Source organism: Bradyrhizobium sp. PSBB068 (genome assembly GCA_016839165.1).
GTDB lineage: Bacteria > Pseudomonadota > Alphaproteobacteria > Rhizobiales > Xanthobacteraceae > Bradyrhizobium.
Window position 1 is genome coordinate 6,412,367 of the sequence record CP069300.1, and the last position, 16,873, is coordinate 6,429,239.

General features: G+C 65.9%; 15 protein-coding genes. 3 read left to right on the forward strand and 12 right to left on the reverse strand.

Features of this window, described 5'->3' with window-relative positions; translation table 11 throughout:
- The first annotated feature begins 32 nt into the window (after nt 1–32).
- Both JQ507_29780 and JQ507_29785 read left to right on the forward strand, forming a co-directional pair.
- Nucleotides 33–599, forward strand: a complete 567-nt coding sequence (locus tag JQ507_29780) for a F0F1 ATP synthase subunit B (protein ID QRI69025.1) — start codon at nt 33–35, stop codon at nt 597–599.
- A 3-nt stretch (nt 600–602) separates the two neighbouring features.
- The gene (locus JQ507_29785; protein ID QRI69026.1) at nt 603–1,088 is read left to right on the forward strand and encodes an ATP F0F1 synthase subunit B; all 486 of its coding nucleotides are present in this window, start codon (nt 603–605) and stop codon (nt 1,086–1,088) included.
- A gap of 72 nt (nt 1,089–1,160) precedes the next feature.
- Here the strand turns inward: JQ507_29785 and JQ507_29790 are convergent, their stop codons facing one another.
- The 11 genes from JQ507_29790 to JQ507_29840 form a co-directional block, all read right to left on the reverse strand.
- The gene (locus JQ507_29790) at nt 1,161–1,808 is read right to left on the reverse strand and encodes a hypothetical protein (protein ID QRI69027.1); all 648 of its coding nucleotides are present in this window, start codon (nt 1,806–1,808) and stop codon (nt 1,161–1,163) included.
- Between the two features lie 158 nt (nt 1,809–1,966).
- Nucleotides 1,967–2,554 (reverse strand): GNAT family N-acetyltransferase, encoded by a 588-nt coding sequence (locus JQ507_29795; GenBank protein QRI69028.1) that lies wholly within the window; start codon nt 2,552–2,554, stop codon nt 1,967–1,969.
- Between the two features lie 158 nt (nt 2,555–2,712).
- Complete coding sequence (locus JQ507_29800; GenBank protein QRI69029.1) at nt 2,713–4,002, reverse strand: insulinase family protein; 1,290 nt, start codon at nt 4,000–4,002, stop codon at nt 2,713–2,715.
- Nucleotides 4,002–5,417, reverse strand: coding sequence for a threonine synthase (locus JQ507_29805; GenBank protein QRI69030.1), 1,416 nt, complete (start codon nt 5,415–5,417; stop codon nt 4,002–4,004). Before JQ507_29805 ends, JQ507_29800 begins: the two co-directional genes overlap by 1 nt.
- 473 nt (nt 5,418–5,890) lie before the next feature.
- A complete protein-coding gene (locus tag JQ507_29810) occupies nt 5,891–6,517 on the reverse strand; it encodes a glutathione S-transferase family protein (protein ID QRI69031.1) in 627 nt (208 codons plus the stop codon).
- A gap of 156 nt (nt 6,518–6,673) precedes the next feature.
- Nucleotides 6,674–7,267 carry a GNAT family N-acetyltransferase gene (locus JQ507_29815; protein ID QRI69032.1) on the reverse strand — a complete coding sequence of 198 codons (594 nt, stop codon included), beginning with the start codon at nt 7,265–7,267 and terminating at the stop codon, nt 6,674–6,676.
- Nucleotides 7,268–7,554: 287 nt separating this feature from the next.
- A complete protein-coding gene (locus JQ507_29820; GenBank protein ID QRI69033.1) occupies nt 7,555–9,999 on the reverse strand; it encodes a penicillin acylase family protein in 2,445 nt (814 codons plus the stop codon).
- A 207-nt stretch (nt 10,000–10,206) separates the two neighbouring features.
- Nucleotides 10,207–11,709: a glycerol kinase GlpK gene (gene glpK, locus JQ507_29825; GenBank protein QRI69034.1), complete on the reverse strand. Its 1,503-nt coding sequence runs from the start codon at nt 11,707–11,709 to the stop codon at nt 10,207–10,209.
- 349 nt (nt 11,710–12,058) lie between these two features.
- Nucleotides 12,059–13,075: an SGNH/GDSL hydrolase family protein gene (locus JQ507_29830; protein QRI69035.1), complete on the reverse strand. Its 1,017-nt coding sequence runs from the start codon at nt 13,073–13,075 to the stop codon at nt 12,059–12,061.
- 20 nt (nt 13,076–13,095) lie between these two features.
- Nucleotides 13,096–13,860 carry an SGNH/GDSL hydrolase family protein gene (locus JQ507_29835; protein QRI69036.1) on the reverse strand — a complete coding sequence of 255 codons (765 nt, stop codon included), beginning with the start codon at nt 13,858–13,860 and terminating at the stop codon, nt 13,096–13,098.
- Nucleotides 13,857–15,104 (reverse strand): OpgC domain-containing protein, encoded by a 1,248-nt coding sequence (locus tag JQ507_29840; GenBank protein QRI69037.1) that lies wholly within the window; start codon nt 15,102–15,104, stop codon nt 13,857–13,859. Before JQ507_29840 ends, JQ507_29835 begins: the two co-directional genes overlap by 4 nt.
- A 274-nt stretch (nt 15,105–15,378) precedes the next feature.
- On the opposite strand from JQ507_29840, the gene apaG reads away from it, so the two are divergent.
- Nucleotides 15,379–15,777, forward strand: coding sequence for a Co2+/Mg2+ efflux protein ApaG (apaG, locus tag JQ507_29845; GenBank protein QRI69038.1), 399 nt, complete (start codon nt 15,379–15,381; stop codon nt 15,775–15,777).
- Between the two features lie 19 nt (nt 15,778–15,796).
- On the opposite strand, the gene JQ507_29850 is transcribed toward apaG, so the two are convergent.
- Entirely contained in the window at nt 15,797–16,801 is a 1,005-nt protein-coding gene (locus tag JQ507_29850) for an Hsp33 family molecular chaperone (GenBank protein QRI69039.1), read from the reverse strand.
- Nucleotides 16,802–16,873: the final 72 nt, after the last annotated feature.

A 16,873-nucleotide genomic window follows, 5' to 3' on the forward strand; every position in this document is an offset into this window, starting at 1 on the left:
GGCGGCGCGCATGACAGCAACAGGAGAACACCATGGCTGAGAGTCATGGCGAGGCAAAAGGCCAGAAAGCCGGCGCCCACACCGAGGCCGAAGGCGGACATCACGGCGGAGCCTTTCCGCCGTTCGATTCGTCCACCTACGCCTCGCAGCTGGTGTCGCTGGCGATTGCATTTGTCGCGCTCTACCTGATCGTGTCGCGTATCGCACTGCCGCGTGTCGGCGGGACGATCGATGCACGTCAGAACAAGATCGAGGGCGATCTGGCCGAGGCGCAGAAGCTGAAGGACGAGTCCGACGCGGCGCTGAAGGCCTATGAAACCGAGCTGGCGAATGCGCGCGCCAACGCGCAGGCGATCGGCAACGAGACCCGCGAGAAGCTGAACGCGGCCTCGGAAGCCGAGCGCAAGGCGCTGGAAGAGAAACTGACGGCCAAGCTCGCCGACGCCGAGAAGCAGATCGCAACGACCCGGACCAACGCCATGAGCAACGTCCGCGGCATCGCGGCGGATGCGGCCGGCGCCATCGTCCAGCAACTCGCCGGCGTCACGCCGGACGCCAATGCGGTCAACAGCGCCGTCGACGCGTCGCTGAAGGGATAGACGATGTTTTACGAACCGGAAACCTGGGTTGCGATCGCCTTCGTCATTCTGCTGGTCGTCTTCGGCTATCTCGGTGTCCATCGCACCCTGCTGACGGCGCTCGACCACCGTGCCGAGCGCATCAAGGCCGAGCTGGAGGACGCCCGCCGTCTGAAGGACGAGGCCAACAAGCTGCTCGGCGAGTACAAGGCGCGCCGCGCCAGCGCCGAGCGCGAGGCCCAGGACATCATCTCCAGCGCCAAGGCCGAAGCCGAGCGGATCGCGGCTGAAGCCAAGACCAAGATGGAAGATTTTGTCGCAAGGCGGACCAAGACCGCCGAGAGCAAGATCGCCCAGGCCGAGGCCCAGGCCGTGGCCGATGTCCGCGCCGCCGCGGCCAACGCCGCGGTGACCGCCGCCTCGACCATCCTGTCGCAGTCGGTCAAGGGCTCGGTTGCCGACGACCTCGTCGGCAAGGGCATCGCCGAAGTCCGTTCCAAGCTGAACTGACGCGATCCCAACTCGATCTAAAAGAGGCCGGTGCGAGCTGATCGCGCCGGCCTTTTTGTTTTACTTCTTGTTTTACTTCTTCTTGCGCGGAGCGCGCGGCTTCGGTTCCGGCTTCAGGGCCTGCGGGTCGAAGCCGATATAGAAGATGTAATTGTCGTTGTCGGCCGGCGACGGCGCCGGATAGACGACATCCTCGGCGACCAGGCTGAACGGCACGCTGCCGCTGTCGTCCATCTGCACCGTGGTCGTGTAGGCCTTGGTCGCGATGGTCTTCTCGCCGACGCCGCCCAGCACCACGGCGACGCGCAGCGGCACCTGGATGCTCGGCGGGGCGCCCTGCGGCCCGACGATGATCCGTCCCTGAATACCGATCTTGGCGGTGATCACGCCGCCATTGAGGCTGCATTGCCGTGCGGTGCGCGTGATCGAGGCCAGGAACTTGACGTCGTTGCCGACCGCCTCCTTGCCGTCCGCCGCCACCGAATAGGTCGAGGCCCCGGAGCGGATCTGCACCGGCGGGCAGGTCAGCTCGGCATCGGCGTCGTTCAGTTGCTGCGGCGCCGCCGGCGTCGCCGGCTTCGAATCCGACGACCCGCCGCCGAACAGGCTCTTGAAGCGGTCGCTCAACGACTGCGCCGAGCTGGCCTCCGGCAGCAGGGTGGCACCGAGACCGATCGATACCGCCGCCGCGAGCGCGAACCTGATCACCCTGTCACCCATCAATATCCTCAAATCTCCAAACCGGTTCCCCGTTCGCGGGGCGTTATAGCAAGCCAATGGCGGCGAACCCAAGGCCTGTGAAAGGCATGTGAAGGGCATGTAACACGGCATCCGGAACGCGCCGGGCGGCTGCGGCCATCCGCCGGCAGGCCCGCGGTTCAGCCGCGGAAATCCTCGTGCAGCAGGCCGAACAGCAGATGGTCCTGCCAGATCCCGTTGATGCAGAGATAGCGCCGCGCCAGGCCCTCGCGGGTGAAGCCGCACTTCTCCAGCACGCGGATCGACGACGCGTTGGAAGGAATGCAGGCCGCCTCGATGCGATGCAGGTTGAGCTCGCCGAACAGCGAAGGCAGCAGCACCCGCAACGCCGTCGTCATGTAGCCGCGATGGGCATGCGGCAGGCCGACCCAATAGCCGATCGTGCCGGCCTGCACGATGCCGCGGCGGACATTGGCGAGCGTGATCCCGCCGATCATCACCCCATCCGATTCGCGGAAGATGATGAACGGATAGGAGCGATCCGCGGCGATATCCTCGGAGTAGCGGCGCAGCCTGCGGCGGAAGCCGGCGCGGGTCAGGTCGTCGGAGGGCCAGATCGGCTCCCACGGCGTCAGGTAGGCGCGGCTGAACTCGCGCAACTGCGCCCATTGCGGGAAATCCGACATTTGCGGCGCACGCAGCAAAAGCCCGTGACCGCGCGGCATCAGTGCAGCGGGTCCACCGGACGGCAAACGAAACAGGGCCATGGCCCAACACTCCCCCGACTTCTCCCTCGCCCCGCGCTTGCGGGGAGAGGGTCGGGGTGAGGGGTCGTTCCGCAGACTCGATGTGCGGATGGACCCCTCACCCGAAGCCTTCGGCTTCGACCTCTCCCCGCAAGCGCGGGGCGAGGTGAAACCTCAAATCAATGCAGCAGCGTCTTTGCCTTCGACTTCGTCAATCCTTCCGCAAAAGACACCGCCGTGTCCAGACCCCTGCCGCTGCCGAGGGCGACAACGGCAGGCCGGCTGCGCGACAGCAGCGCGCGGGCGGCATTGCGGCTCGATTCGACGCTGACCGCATCGATCCGCGCCACCAGTTCTTCCACCGTCTGCGGCCGGCCATAGGCCAGCACATGGCGTGCCAGCTGTTCGGCCCGGGATGAACAGCTTTCCAGCGCCATCAGCAACCCGGCCTTCATCTGCGCCTTGGCGCGGGCGACCTCGGCCTCCGTCAGGGTCTCGACGGCGTCATTGATGACGTCGACGATGACCTCCATCATTTCCGGCGCGTCGGCGGGGTCGGTCCCGGTGTAGAGGCCGAAGAAGCCGGTGTCGGTGTAGGGGGCGTGGAAAGTGTAGATCGAATAGCACAGCCCGCGCTTCTCGCGCACCTCCTGGAACAGCCGCGACGACATCCCGCCGCCGAGCGTGTTGGTGAAGACCTGCAGCGAGAACAGCGACAGGTCGGTCTGCGGCACGCCTTCGAGCGCCAGCGTCAGATGCGCCTGCTCGAGATCGCGATGCACCACCTTCGAGCCGCCCTTGCCGAACATCGCCGGCTGCGGCTTCGGCGCCGGCGTGGCGTCGAAGCTGGAAAATTTCTGCGCGACGTCCTCGACGACGCGCTTGTGATCGACCGCGCCGGCGGCGGCGACCACCATGTCGGGGGCGCGGTAATGGGTCGACAGATAGCCGCGCAGCGTGTCGCGGTTGAAGGCCTTCAGCGTCTTGGCGGTGCCGAGCAGCGATCGCCCCATCGGCTGGTCCGGGTAGCAGAGCTCGTTGAGATGCTCGAACACGACGTCGTCGGGCGTATCCTGCGCCGCGCCGATCTCCTGCACGATGACGCTCTTCTCGCGCTCCAGCTCATCCGGCACGAAGGACGGATTGGCGAGGATATCGGAGAGCACGTCGAGCGCCAGCGGCACGTCGGCCTTCATCACCCGCGCATAATAGGCCGTGGTCTCGGTCGAGGTGCCGGCATTGAGGTCGCCGCCGACCGCCTCGATCTCCTCGACGATCTCGCGCGAGGAGCGCCGCGCGGTGCCCTTGAACGCCATGTGCTCCAGGAGATGCGAGATGCCGTGCTCGTTCGGTTTCTCGTCGCGCCCGCCGACGCCGGCCCAGACCCCAAGCGCCGCGGTCTCCAGATGCGGCATGGTGTCGGTGACGACGGTCAGGCCGCTCGGCAGCTTGGTGATTTCAACGCTCATCAGGCAACTCCCTGCTTGGCGGCACGGCTGACCGACAGCACGAAGCGCTCGACCTCGGCGGAATCATTCTTCATGACCGTCATCTGTTCTGATTTCGTCATCAACCCTCCGAGCCAGGCCGGCAGTTGCGGACGCACCCCGCAGGCGGCCTCGACCGCATCGGGGAACTTGGCCGCATGCGCGGTCGACAGCACGATGTTCGGAACCCTCGAGTCGGAGGTGTCGCGATCGGCCACCGCGAGCGCCACTGCGGTGTGCGGATCGACCAGGTCGCCCGCCTCGCGCCAGGCGGCACGGATCGCCGCCGCCGTCTCGGTCTCGTCGGCGCGGCCGGCGTCGAAATCGCGGCGCACCGCGGCCAGCGTCGCATCAGGGAGCACGAAGCGGCCGGACTGCTTCAGCGAAGCCATCAGGCGGCGGACCTGGTCGGCGTCGCGGCCAGACGCCTCGAACAAGAGCCGCTCGAAATTCGACGACACCTGGATGTCCATCGACGGCGATGCCGTGGCGTGAACCTCGCGCACCTCGTAATTGCCGGTCTTCAGCGTGCGCGGCAGGATGTCGTTGACGTTGGCCGCGATGCGCAGCCAGCGGATCGGCAGCCCCATGCGCTTCGCCACATAGCCGGCGAAGATGTCGCCGAAATTGCCGGTCGGCACCGTGAAGTCGACGGTGCGCGCGGGCGAACCGAGCGCCACCGCCGAGGTGAAATAATACACCACCTGCGCCACGATGCGCGCCCAGTTGATCGAGTTGACGCCGGACAGCGCCACCGCGTCGCGGAAGCGATGGTTGTTGAACATCTCCTTCACCAGCGCCTGGCAATCGTCGAATGTGCCTTCGATCGCCAGCGCATGGACGTTGGCAGCGCCGGTCGTCGTCATCATGCGGCGCTGCACCTCGGAGATGCGCCCGTTCGGGAACAGCACCACGAGGTCGACATTGTCGAGATTGGCAAAAGCTTCGACCGCGGCGCCGCCGGTATCGCCCGAGGTTGCGACCACGATGGTGGTGCGCTGCGCCCGCTTGGCCAGCACATGATCCATCAGCCGCGAGATCAGCTGCATCGCGACGTCCTTGAACGCTAGGGTCGGCCCGTGGAACAGCTCGAGCAGGAACTGGTTCGGCCCGACCTGGTCGAGCGGCACCACCGCAGGATGCCGGAACGTGGCATAGGCTTCGTTGGCCATACGGCCGAGCTCGGCATCGGAAATCTCGCCGGCGGCAAACGGCCTGATGATCTCGACCGCGACCTCCCAATAGGGACGGCCGAACAAGCCGGCGATGGTCTCATGCGACAGCTGCGGCCAGGTCTCGGGCACGTAGAGCCCGCCGTCGCGGGCGAGCCCGGTCAGCATCACATCGCAGAAGCCAAGCACCGGGGCCTCACCCCTGGTCGAAATATATCGCGTCAAACCGCCCTCCAAAGGCTTCGCTCCGAGCCTTAAGCCTTTGATATCATGGATTTATCGAGTTCGCCGCATGCGACCCGAACGGCTCACCATAGAAGATCGGACTGGCAATGGGTAGCCCGAAGCGCGCGCATTGGGGGCGGCGCGGAGTCGTGCGGCGCGTTGCCTTCGCCTGATCATCAATAGCGCCGCATTCACCGATGTCGTCCTGGCGAAAGCCAGGACCCCATAACCACCGCAGTTGGTGATGAACGGGATGGCGGCCCCAGCGCCGCGCAACAATTGAGATTCGGGGTAATGGGTCCTGGCTTTCGCCAGGACGACACTGAGTTTGCAGCATTTCTTCGTCATTCCGAGGTGGCGCGAAGCGCCGAGCCCGGAATCCATTGGACCGCAGAACAAGCAGTGGAATGGATTCCGGGCTCTCGCTTCGCGAGCCCCGGAATGACGGCGGAGAGAGGTCGGCGATATGCTCCCTACCCCTTCGGCGGCGCCAGCGGCTGCACGATCTCCTGGAACGGCGGCAGCGCCTCGCAGCGCGCGGCGTGCGCCTGCAGCGCCGGATAGCGCGCGTCGAACAGATGCGGATGCGCCTCGCGGGTGAAGCGCAGCGCGCAGGCCACGGCGATGTCGGCGTGACCGATACGATCGCCGAGCCAATATGGCGTCGGCACCGCCGCGCGCTCCTGATCCAGCACCGCGAGCACGCGGGAGATCTGTCCCTCGCAGCGCTCGACCCAGAGCTTGAGCTGCTCCTTGCGCAGCACGCGCTCGTAGACCAGGCTCACCGCCTTGTCGGCGAGCCCGGTCGCCAGCGCCATGATGCGCAGATGCCGGCGCCGCTCGATGCCTGAGCGTGCAATCATCGCCTTGTCCGGCCCGACCAACTCGTCGAGATAATCCAGGATCGCGCTGCTCTCGATCAGCGCCTCGCCGTCGTCCAGCACCAGCGTCGGCACCCGCTGCACCGGATTATAGGCCGCAACCTGCTCCGCATCGCCGAAGGTCGACCACGGCTTGTGCTCGAACGGCAATCCATAAAGCCGCAGCGCGATCGCGGTGCGGCGGACGAAGGGCGAGTCGTACTGGCCGATCAGGAACATCTGTCATCTCGAAGGTCATGCCGCAGCGGACCGCGGCCGCGAAAGCAGGGCTTTCGAGGTGTGGCGGTCGAGCCGAGGTCAGAGGTTGCGCTTTGCACCATCCTAGATGGACCGCGCTGCATTGCAACCGGATCATGATCCGATCTGTGTGACGAGCTATGCAATCACCGGCACATGCCTCGCCGCATCGCGCGGCAGTTTGCCATTGAGCCTCGGATCATCCGCCACCTCGATCTGCCGCTTGAACGCGCGGAAGCCGGAGCGCTGGTAGAACGCGACCGCTGAGGGATGATCGAAGGTGCAGGTGTGCACCCAGACGCGGCCGACATCGCGCGACCAGGCGATCTCCAGCGCGCGGTTCATCAGGAAGCGCGCGGCGCCGGTGCCGATGAATTTTGCGGTGACGCCGAAATAGAGCAGCTGGCATTCGCCGTCCACGCTGAAGTCGAGCTCAAGCAGGCCTTCATCCTGGCTATCGACGACCAGCCCGTAGAGCTCGACCCCGGGCGCGTGAATGCGCCCGGCGAGATCGGCGTCATCGAGCCCGCTGCGGGTAAACCACAGCCATTCCTCGCCGACGCGGCGGTAGAGATCGCGATACCAGTCGAGCGCGGGCGGCTCGACCTTGCGTAGGCGCCACGCGCCGGGCGGATCATCGCGCATCGGCGGGCGCGCAGTCATTTCCAGATGCGTGACGACGGCGGCGACCTTGCCGTGGGGAATGTCGGAGTAACCGTCGGGCAGCAGCATTAGGCGACCTTATTTCTGCGTATCGGCCGGAGATATTCGCATGTCGCGGCACATGCAATGCGACGTGCGATGCAGGAGCTGCAGGAAGAACTGGCGAAATAGAGCGCGCGATACGAGCCACATATGTCGTCCCGGCGAAGGCCGGGACCCATTGCCACAAAGTGGAGTTGTTAAGGCACGCTGTGGCCCCAGCGCGCGAAACAATTTGGCATTCGTGGTTATGGGTCCCGGCCTTCGCCGGGACGACTGCGGAGTTTGTGGCGCGGTCAGTGAGAGTACGCTCCCCCTCACCTCGGCGTCAGCGAGATCGCCTCGGCGGCTGCGGCTTCCACCGCGCCGCGGCTGTAGAGCAGCGGGACATACTGCCCCGTCGCCCAGAGCGGGGCGAGGTCGCGGTAGTGGCCGCTGAAGGGATCGCCGGATTGGCCTGGCGTGTTGATGGTGCGGCTCGCATCCCAATTGCCGACATCGAGCACCATGCGGAACGAGGCGCCCGCGGTGAGATGATAGTCGGTGCGGCGATAAGTGGCGGCGCGCGGCACATTGGCGGCGCCGCCGAAGGCGAGCGGGCCGACCTGCATCTGCGCCGCGGTTGCCTTGTCGGCGAGCGGCATCAGCGCGTGGTCGAACTTGGCGACGTGCAACCGGCCCCAGCGCCACATGGACGCATCGCTCCCGAGCTTGTCGGTGACATCGGCGACGGCCGCGCCGAGGCTGTCGCGCAGCACGCGGTCGCGCTCCGCTGCCGGATCGTTGCCGAGCGCAGCGTCGGGCTTTTCGAGATAGCCGATGATGGCGGAAATGCTGGAAGCCTCCGGCGCGATCAGCTCGGCCGCTTTCGGCGCCGTGGTCTTAAGCAGCACCGGGCCGAGGTGGTTTGCGATCCACACTTCATAGACAGCAGCCGCGGCGCTGTCCTCGGCGTCGCGCGCATCCCAGGCCTTGAGCAGGTCGAGACCCTTCTTGACGTTGGCATCGTCCGACGTGAGCGGCCTCAAAAGCGCGACGAGGCGCCGCGCGAGCATACCGGTGTCGTCGTTCTGCAACGCCATCGCATCTGCCAGCGTCACCTTGCTGTTGGCCTGCAGCACCTCGGTGATGCGCTGCCAGCGCGCGCTGTCGGACCACTCGAAGCCGACCCGGCGCTCGTTCACCGGATAATCCGCCGGCAGGTTCATCTGGTTGGCGGTGGCAATAAAGCCCTGCTTCGGCTGGTACAGCTTCGGCAATTCATCGAGCGACAGGAAACCCTGCCACTCGTAACGACCGTCGCCCGGCACCGGCATCAGGCCGTCGAAGCTGGTGCGGCGCGGCGTCTTGCCGGCCGCGACCCAGCCGATATTGCCTGACGTGTCGGCGTAGACCTGGTTCTCCGACGGCGCGCCCCAGCGCCGCATCGCGCCGAGGAAGCTGGTCCACGACTTCGCGGTCATGTAGTCGGACGAGCCGAAATAGGCCGAGGTGCCTGGCTCGAACCAGATCGAGCGCACCGCGAACGCGTGCTTGTTGTCGGCGTCGACGAAGATCACCGGGCCGTGGCGGGTGAACTTCAGCTCGAGGTCGCGGTCGGCCTCGCCCTTCACCGCTTCCTTCTCATGCACGACCTTCATGTCCTCCCAGCCCGTGCCGTAGCGGTACTGGTTCGGATTGTCAGGGTTGAGCTCGTAGACGTAGAGGTCTTCCTGGTCGACGTTGAAGATGGTGAGACCGAACGCGATGGTATCGTTGTGGCCGATCGAGATGCCCGGCAAAGCCGGCTCGCCGGCGCCGATCACCGAGATGCCGGGCGCGTTGAGGCCGACGATGTAGCGCAGCGACGGCACCGAATGCTCGCGATGCGGATCGTTGGCGAGGATCGGACGTCCGGTCGCGGTGCGCGACGCCGCGATCACCCAGTTGTTGGAGCCGATGGTGTCGCGCTGCTGGTCGGCCTCGGCCAAAAACCGGTCGGGATCATGCGCCAGCGCCGCCTTCTGGTCCTTCGGCGCGGCGAACTTCACCGGGCGCGTGGCGAGGTCGTAGGCCTCGAGCACGCCTTTCGGCACGCTGCAGGGATCGAGCCCCTCGGGAATCTTCGTGGTCCAGTCCGGCTCCAGCTTGACGCGGAAGCGATCGGCATCGAGTCCTGCGGCGCAGGCGACCAGTGCGCGCTTCACCTCGGAGGCGACGTTGCGCGTTAGTCCGTGGCTACGCACGCGCACGACATCCTCCGCTGACCACAGGTCCGGCTTCGTCCCGGCGATCCGAAACTCGATCGGCAGCGGACGCTTGCCCGCGTTGACGTCGGCAACATAGGCGTTGACGCCGGCGACGAACGCCTCGGCATAGGTTTTCGCCTTCGGGCCATAGGCGGCCCATTCCGCATTCATGTCGCCGCGATAGAGGAACAGGCGCAGCGCCTTGTCCTGCTCGGCATAAGCGGGGCCGAAGTCTTTCGCCAGCAGGCCGAGCCCGCGCTTGCGCCAGAGATCGATCTGCCAGAGCCGGTCGCGCGCGGCGTTGAAGCCCTGCAGGAAGAACAGGTCGTGCTCGTTGCCGGCATAGATGTGCGGGATACCCCAGACGTCGACCAGGATCTGGCCCGGCGCCTTCAACCCGGCGACGTCGGTTTTCACCTCGCGCGCCGACACAAGCGCGCTCGGCTTCTCGCGCGCGGTGGCGGGAGCTGCGAGCATCGCGGTGCAGAGCGCGGCAGCGAGCAGTCTGGTGACGCGGTTGAGATCCGTGTTCATGTTGTTCTCCAATGGTTGTTATTGGTTGGAAGTCTGCATCCGCGGTGATGGCGTGCCCCCTCTCCCGCTTGCGGGGGAGGGCTGGGGTGGGGGTTTCGCCGCGATGGGACTAGTCGCTATGCGGAGAGAGCCCCCACCCGCCGCGCTACGCGCGTCGACCTCCCCCGCAAGCGGGAGAGGTGAAGAAACTCTGCCGCACGAGTTCAACTACTCCCCCTCGTCGCTCGCCAGCACGCCCTTCACGGCGCGCGCCCAGCCGGCGAGCTTGCGCTCGCGGGTCGCCTCGCTCATCGCCGGCCTGAAGCGGTGCTCGAGCCGCCAATTGTCGGCGAACTTCGCCGGCTCCGGGTAGACGCCGGCCTCGAGGCCGGCGAGATAGGCCGCGCCCAGCGCCGTGGTCTCCTGGATCATCGGGCGGTCGACCGGCGCGTTGAGCAGGTCGGCGAGCCGTTGCATGGTCCAATCGGATGCGGTCATGCCGCCGTCGACGCGCAGCACGGTGTTGGCGGCGTTGGCCTCGGGCCAGTCGGTGCGCATCGCAGCCCACAGATCGAAGGTCTGGTAGCAGACGCTCTCAAGGGTCGCATGCGCGAGCTCGGCCGGGCCGGTGTTGCGGGTCAGCCCGAACAGCGCGCCGCGTACGCGCGGATTCCAGTATGGCGCGCCCATGCCGACGAAGGCCGGCACCAGATAGACGCTCTGCATCGAGTCGGATTTGTCGGCAAGCGGGCCGGTCTCGGCGGCGTGCTTGATGATGCCGAGCCCGTCGCGCAGCCACTGCACCGCGGAGCCGGCGACGAAGATCGAGCCTTCGAGCGCGTAGGTGCGCTGGCCGCCGAGCTGATAGGCAATCGTCGTCAGCAGCTTGTTCTTCGAGGCCACCGGCGTGGTGCCGGTGTTGAGCAAGGCAAAACAGCCGGTGCCGTAGGTCGACTTCATCATGCCGGGCTCGAAGCAGGCCTGGCCGATGGTCGCGGCCTGCTGGTCGCCGGCAATCCCGGAGATCGCGATCGGGCCGCCGAACAGATCCGCCGTGCTCTCGCCGAACCGGGCGGAGGAATCCTTCACCTCCGGGAGCATCGAGCGCGGCACGCGCAGGAGGTTGATGAGGTCGTCATCCCACACGCCGGTGTGGATGTTGAACAGCAGCGTGCGCGAGGCGTTGGTGGCGTCTGTCGCGTGCACCCGGCCGCCGGTGAGCCGCCATAGCAGGTAACAATCGATGGTGCCGAACAACAGCTCGCCGCGTTCGGCGCGCTCGCGCGCACCCGGCACGTGATCGAGAATCCAGGCGACTTTCGTCCCCGAGAAATAGGGATCGATAATGAGACCGGTCTTGGCCGAGATCACAGGCTCATGGCCCTCGGCCTTGAGTCTTGCGCAGATGTCGGCGGTGCGGCGGTCCTGCCAGACGATGGCGCGGTGCACGGCCTGCCCCGTGGCGCGGTCCCACACCACGGTGGTCTCGCGCTGGTTGGTGATGCCGATCGCGGCGATGTCCTTGGCCTTCAGGCCGGCCTTTTCCAGCGCCTCGCGGCACACCATCACGGTCGAGGTCCAGATGTCGTCCGGCTCGTGCTCGACCCAGCCGGAAGCCGGGAAATGCTGCGGAAACTCCTGCTGCGCGACCGCGGCAATGGAGATGTCGCCGCGAAACACCATGGCGCGCGACGATGTGGTGCCCTGATCGATGGCCAGCACGAAAGACATGAGCGTTTCCCTTGAGGCTTGGTAGCAGGCGCCAAGGGAGCGGATTACCGCGGCGAGGTCAAGCTTTGGGAAGGTGGTGGTGAGAGACCCACGGTCCTAAGGCGCGAGTGGCGCCACACGCTCCGCTGTCGTCCCGGCCTAGTGCGCAATTGCGCACGGGGGCCGGGACCCATACTCCGCGGCGGTTGTTGTAGGCGGGACTCGTCATCCCATGAGCGTGCGACAATGACCCTCGGTGGTTATGGGTCCCGGCCTTCGCCGGGACGACACTGAACGCTTGGTACCGCCGGTGATTCATGCACCTACATTCTGTGATCCGCGCCAGCGGGTCCGCGCGAAGCGCGGCCGATCACATCGGCCGGTACGTCCGCACGTCGGCCGGCACGTTGACGCCGATCTTGATCGCGCCGACCGAGCGGATGATGTCGTCGCCGAGCAGTTGGGCGAAGCAGGCATAGCCCCAATCGTTCATGTGCAGGCCGTCGTCGATGACGAAATCGTTGATCGGGATCGCCTGCCGCTCGTGCCAGTCGCGCATCACCTCGAAGCGCGGGAAGATGCCGACATGGCGCAGCGCGGCGATGCGGCCGAGCAGCTTCACCATGCCGCGGGCGCTTTCCGGACGCTCGGTGACGCGCGGCGAATATTGCGGATCGACCAGCACGAGATCGGCGCCGTCGGCCTGGATGCGCGCCACGCCGTCCTCGACCTGCTTGGCGGTCTCGCTCGGATCGAGGTTGCGCAGCACCGCATTGGTACCGACCTGCCAGATCACCATGTCGGGATGCATGTCGATCACTTCGGTCTGCAGCCGCTTCATCATCTCCGGCGCGTCCTCGCCGCCCTTGCCGCGGTTGAGCACGGTGATGTCGGCCGAGGGATATTGCCGGCGCAGTTGCGCAGCGAGCCGGCTCGGATAGGTGAATTCCGGCGCCGACGATCCGTAGCCCTGGGTCGAGGACGAGCCGAACGCGATGATGACGACCGGCTTGCCGGCGGCAAGCTTGGCCGCGACATGCGGTAGCGAGCCGGTGGTGTTGGGCACGCCGGTCGGCTGATGGCAGGGCACGCGGTGGAAGATGTCGCCGGCGGATCTGGCGACCTGCTTGACCTTGTCGAGCGCCTGGGAGGCGATGCCGGGCTGCTGCGGGCTGGCGGCGTCGACCGCCATCGCGGCGGGCTTGCCGACATCAGGCCGTGCGGCGTCGGATCTTGTCGCGGCACCCGATGACAATGCCGCATGCTGGTCGGCCTGGCCGGTCTGGGCGCGCGACGGCGCGACCGACAACGGCGCGAGCAGCAAGAGCGCCGCTACGGCGCGCAGGCTCCGCCCTGCATGAGAGCGAAAAGGGAACGCAAAACGCATCAACTCTGCTTCCTCTAATTCTACTGCACCGGGCCCAGATGGGCCGCATCGATCACGAATTTCGCCAGTGCGCGGCCGAGACAGGCGTGAACCTTCTTGGCCAGGTCGACACCATGCGAGGTGCTGAACAGGTCAAAATATCCGGCGTCGCTCCACTGCTTCATAATCGAGAACCGGTCGAACAGCGGAACGTCGTGCTGCTGCGCCACCACCTTGATATTGTCGAGATATGGCGGCGCAGAGATCATCGTCTCCGTGCGCGGGCTGTATTGCAGATTGACCAGCACCACGTCTGTCCCAGCGCCCCGTAACGCAACAACGCCGTCGTTGATGGCGGTCCGGAAATCGTCGGGATCGACCGCTCGCATAGCATCGACCGTGCCGGTCTGCCAGATAACCAAAGTAGGCTTTTTTGCTTCGACAAGCTTAACAAGGGTTCCCGCGGTCTCTTCCGCGGTGCTTTTTCCCTGTAATTCTACGGATAGATCGATATTTGCCTGCGGAAATGCCTCCTTCAGCGCCGCCTGCAGCTTGGCCGGATAGGCACTCGCCTCGTTGCCCTGGATGGTCGAGGAGCGGCTGCCCACCACCAGCACGTTGAGCGGCTGGTTGGCCTTCACCGCATCGGTGACCTTCGGCAGCGAGCTCTCGCTCGACAGCAGATAGGCGGGCACGTCGCAGGGCGGCGGCGGCGCAGGCTCGGGATTGTCGCCGGCGCGCGCGGGCGCTGCCGCCAAACTGGCGGCCAGCAGCAGCAGGCCCAGCATCGTCCGTGCGGACTTCATGCTCCCCCTCCCGCCAGATCGGCGTTGCCGACCGCACCTTTTTTCGAGGCGCCTTTGTCGGCGGAGTGCTTGTACCACGAAATAATCCACGCCATGCCGCACATGATGAGGATGCCGCACACGCTGATCAGGGCGTGCAGTGCGGCACCGCCAGAGACCTCGGCAAGCACGAAATGACCGGCAAAGGCGAGGAAGACCCCGAGACAGAATATCTCAAGCGAATGCTGGCCACACAGGATCAATGGTCGCAGCCACCGCGATTTCAAGCCCGGCCAATCCCGGGGCAGGAAGCGCACGGTGAGGGCGGCGAGCGCCAGGAAATGCGCAAACCGCAACACGTCCAGGTCGGTCTTGTTGATCGGATACATCCATTGCTCGATGACCTTCGGCATGATGTGGCCGAGCTGCGGCACGTACCAGGTCAGGGTCACGAAGAACGCGGCGACCAGATAGACGATGCAGATCCACATCGTGATGTTCGACGACAGGATGCGCGACATCCGCCGCGCGCCGCCGAGTGCGCACCAGGCGCCGAACACGAACAACAATTGCCAGGCGAACGGATTGAACGCCCAGAAGCCGTTCGGATAGGCCGACAGATACAGATCGAACTGCCAGGTCAGCGCGTAGAGCAGGACCGACAGGCCGAGCGTGACGTCGGGCTTCCACTTCATCAGCCACAGGATCAGCGGCAGGAACAGCATCAGCACGATATAGAGCGGCAGCACGTCCATGTTGACGGGACGGAAGCGCAGCAGCAGCGCCTGCACGATGGTGACGTCGGGCTGCTTGAGGAAGTCCATGATCCCCATTTCCTCGCTGTACAGCGGGTTCTCGAACGAGGTCGCGACATAGGAGATCTCGGCGAGGAAGATCGTGAACAGGAAGACGTGCGCGACATAGATCTGCCAGACCCGGCGCAGGATGCGCGCGGTCGCGATCACGAAGCCGCCCTCCAGCATCGCGCGGCCGTAGACGAAGGCTGCGGTGTAGCCGGAGATGAAGATGAAGATCTCGGTGGCGTCGGAGAAGCCGTAATTGCGGAGCGTCAGCCAGGTCAAAAGATTGGTCGGCAGGTGATCGATGAAGATCAGCCACAGCGCGAGCCCCCGGAACAGATCGAGCCTGAGCTCGCGCTCGCCGGTCGCCGGCAGTGTGATCGCGGGCGCGGCCGCCGCCACCTTCGCCTCGGCTTTGGCCTCAGCCACCGGCGAGCCGGCTATGGGATCGGCAATCGAGCTCATCAAACACCGTGTCGGCTGCGGACGCTCCGCATGCCCAGCTGAAAACATAATATCGGTCCGCGACTTGCGGACAAAGCGCAGAGTGCGGCGACATGCGGCCGCGCTTTAGAGCGGAACTATGTTGAAAGCGCGATGAACAGACTGTCCCCGGGGGCCGGGTTTTCACAGCCCGGCAGGCGATTGGTTCCGGCTGACCAATTGGCTATGATGGCGTCCTGATTGAGTGTGATCCGGCCGAAAGTGGATCACGGCCAAGACCATCGGATTGAGCCGCATGTACCGCGCCGTTACCCGCCAGATCGAAGTCACCGTCGAGCCGAACTTCATGCCGGAGCGCTCGTCGGTCGACCGGCGCGAATATTTCTGGTCCTACAAGATCGTGATCGTCAATTCGGGTCCGGAAACGGTGCAGCTGCGGACGCGGCACTGGATCATCACCGATGCCACCGGCCGCCGCCAGGAGGTGCGTGGCGAGGGCGTGGTCGGCGAACAGCCGGTGCTCGCGCCCGGCGAACGCTTCGAATACACCTCCGGCGTGCCGCTGCCGACCGCCTCCGGCTTCATGGCCGGCAGCTATCAGATGGTCACCGAAGCCGGCGAGCGTTTTGAGATCGACGTGCCGACCTTCTCGCTGGACAGCCCGAGCCCGGACGGGAAGCGGGTGTTGAATTGATGCGCTTCCGCGCACGCCGCTATTGCTCCACGCCGGCTTCCTGCGGCGTGAACTCGTAGACCGACGAGCAGAACTCGCAGGTCACGACGACCTTACCGTCCTTGACCATCTCGGCGCGATCGTTCGGCGCAAAACTCTTCAACATCGACGACACCGCATCGCGCGAGCACGAGCACTGTGCGCGCAGCGGTTGCGGGTTGAAGACGCGGACGCCGCGTTCGTGGAACAGGCGGTACAACAGCCGCTCGCCGGACAGATCGGGATCGATCAGCTCGACATCCTCGACGGTCGAGATCAGCGACTGTCCCTCGACCCAGGCATCGTCGTCCGGCACGCTGTGCGTGACCGTACCATCGGGCGCATCGCCGGGGTGCAGATCGGCCTGCTTGGCGCGCTCCGGCGCCTTGGGCAGGAACTGCAGCAGGATGCCGCCGGCGCGCCAGTGCAGCTTGCCGCCCTCGCCGCCGCGCATCTCCTCGCCGACCGCCAGCCGGACCCGTGTCGGAATCTGCTCCGAGCGCAGGAAATATTCGTGCGCCGCCTCTTCGAGGCCGCCGCCATCGAGCGCGACCAGGCCCTGGTAGCGGCTGGTGTTGGAGCCCTGGTCGATCGTCATCGCAAGGTGACCCTTGCCGAGCAGTTCGCCCGAGGTCTGCCCCGGCTTGAGCTGCGCCGCGTCGTAACGGGCATAGGCACGCAGCCGGTCGGGCGCCTGGAAATCGACGATCAGCAGCGACACCGGGCCTTCGGTCCGGGTCTGCAGGATGAAGCGCCCCTCGAACTTGACCGACGAGCCGAGCAGCGTGGTCAGCACGATGGCCTCGCCGAGCAGCTTGCCGACTGCCGGCGGATAATCGTGCTTGTGCAGGATCTCGTCGAGCGCGGGGCCGAGCCGGGTCAACCGGCCGCGCAAATCCAGCGCGCCGACCTCGAAGGCCAGCACGGCATCGTCGACAGGAACCGAAGACGGCGCGCGAACCGGCGCCTCGGTCGTGATTTTGATGTCGGGGGATTGTGAAACCATGGCGCTCTATCTGGGGTCTCGGACCGTGAAATAAAGGGGTTCACTCAACGAGGGAACGTCGTCCCGGCGAAG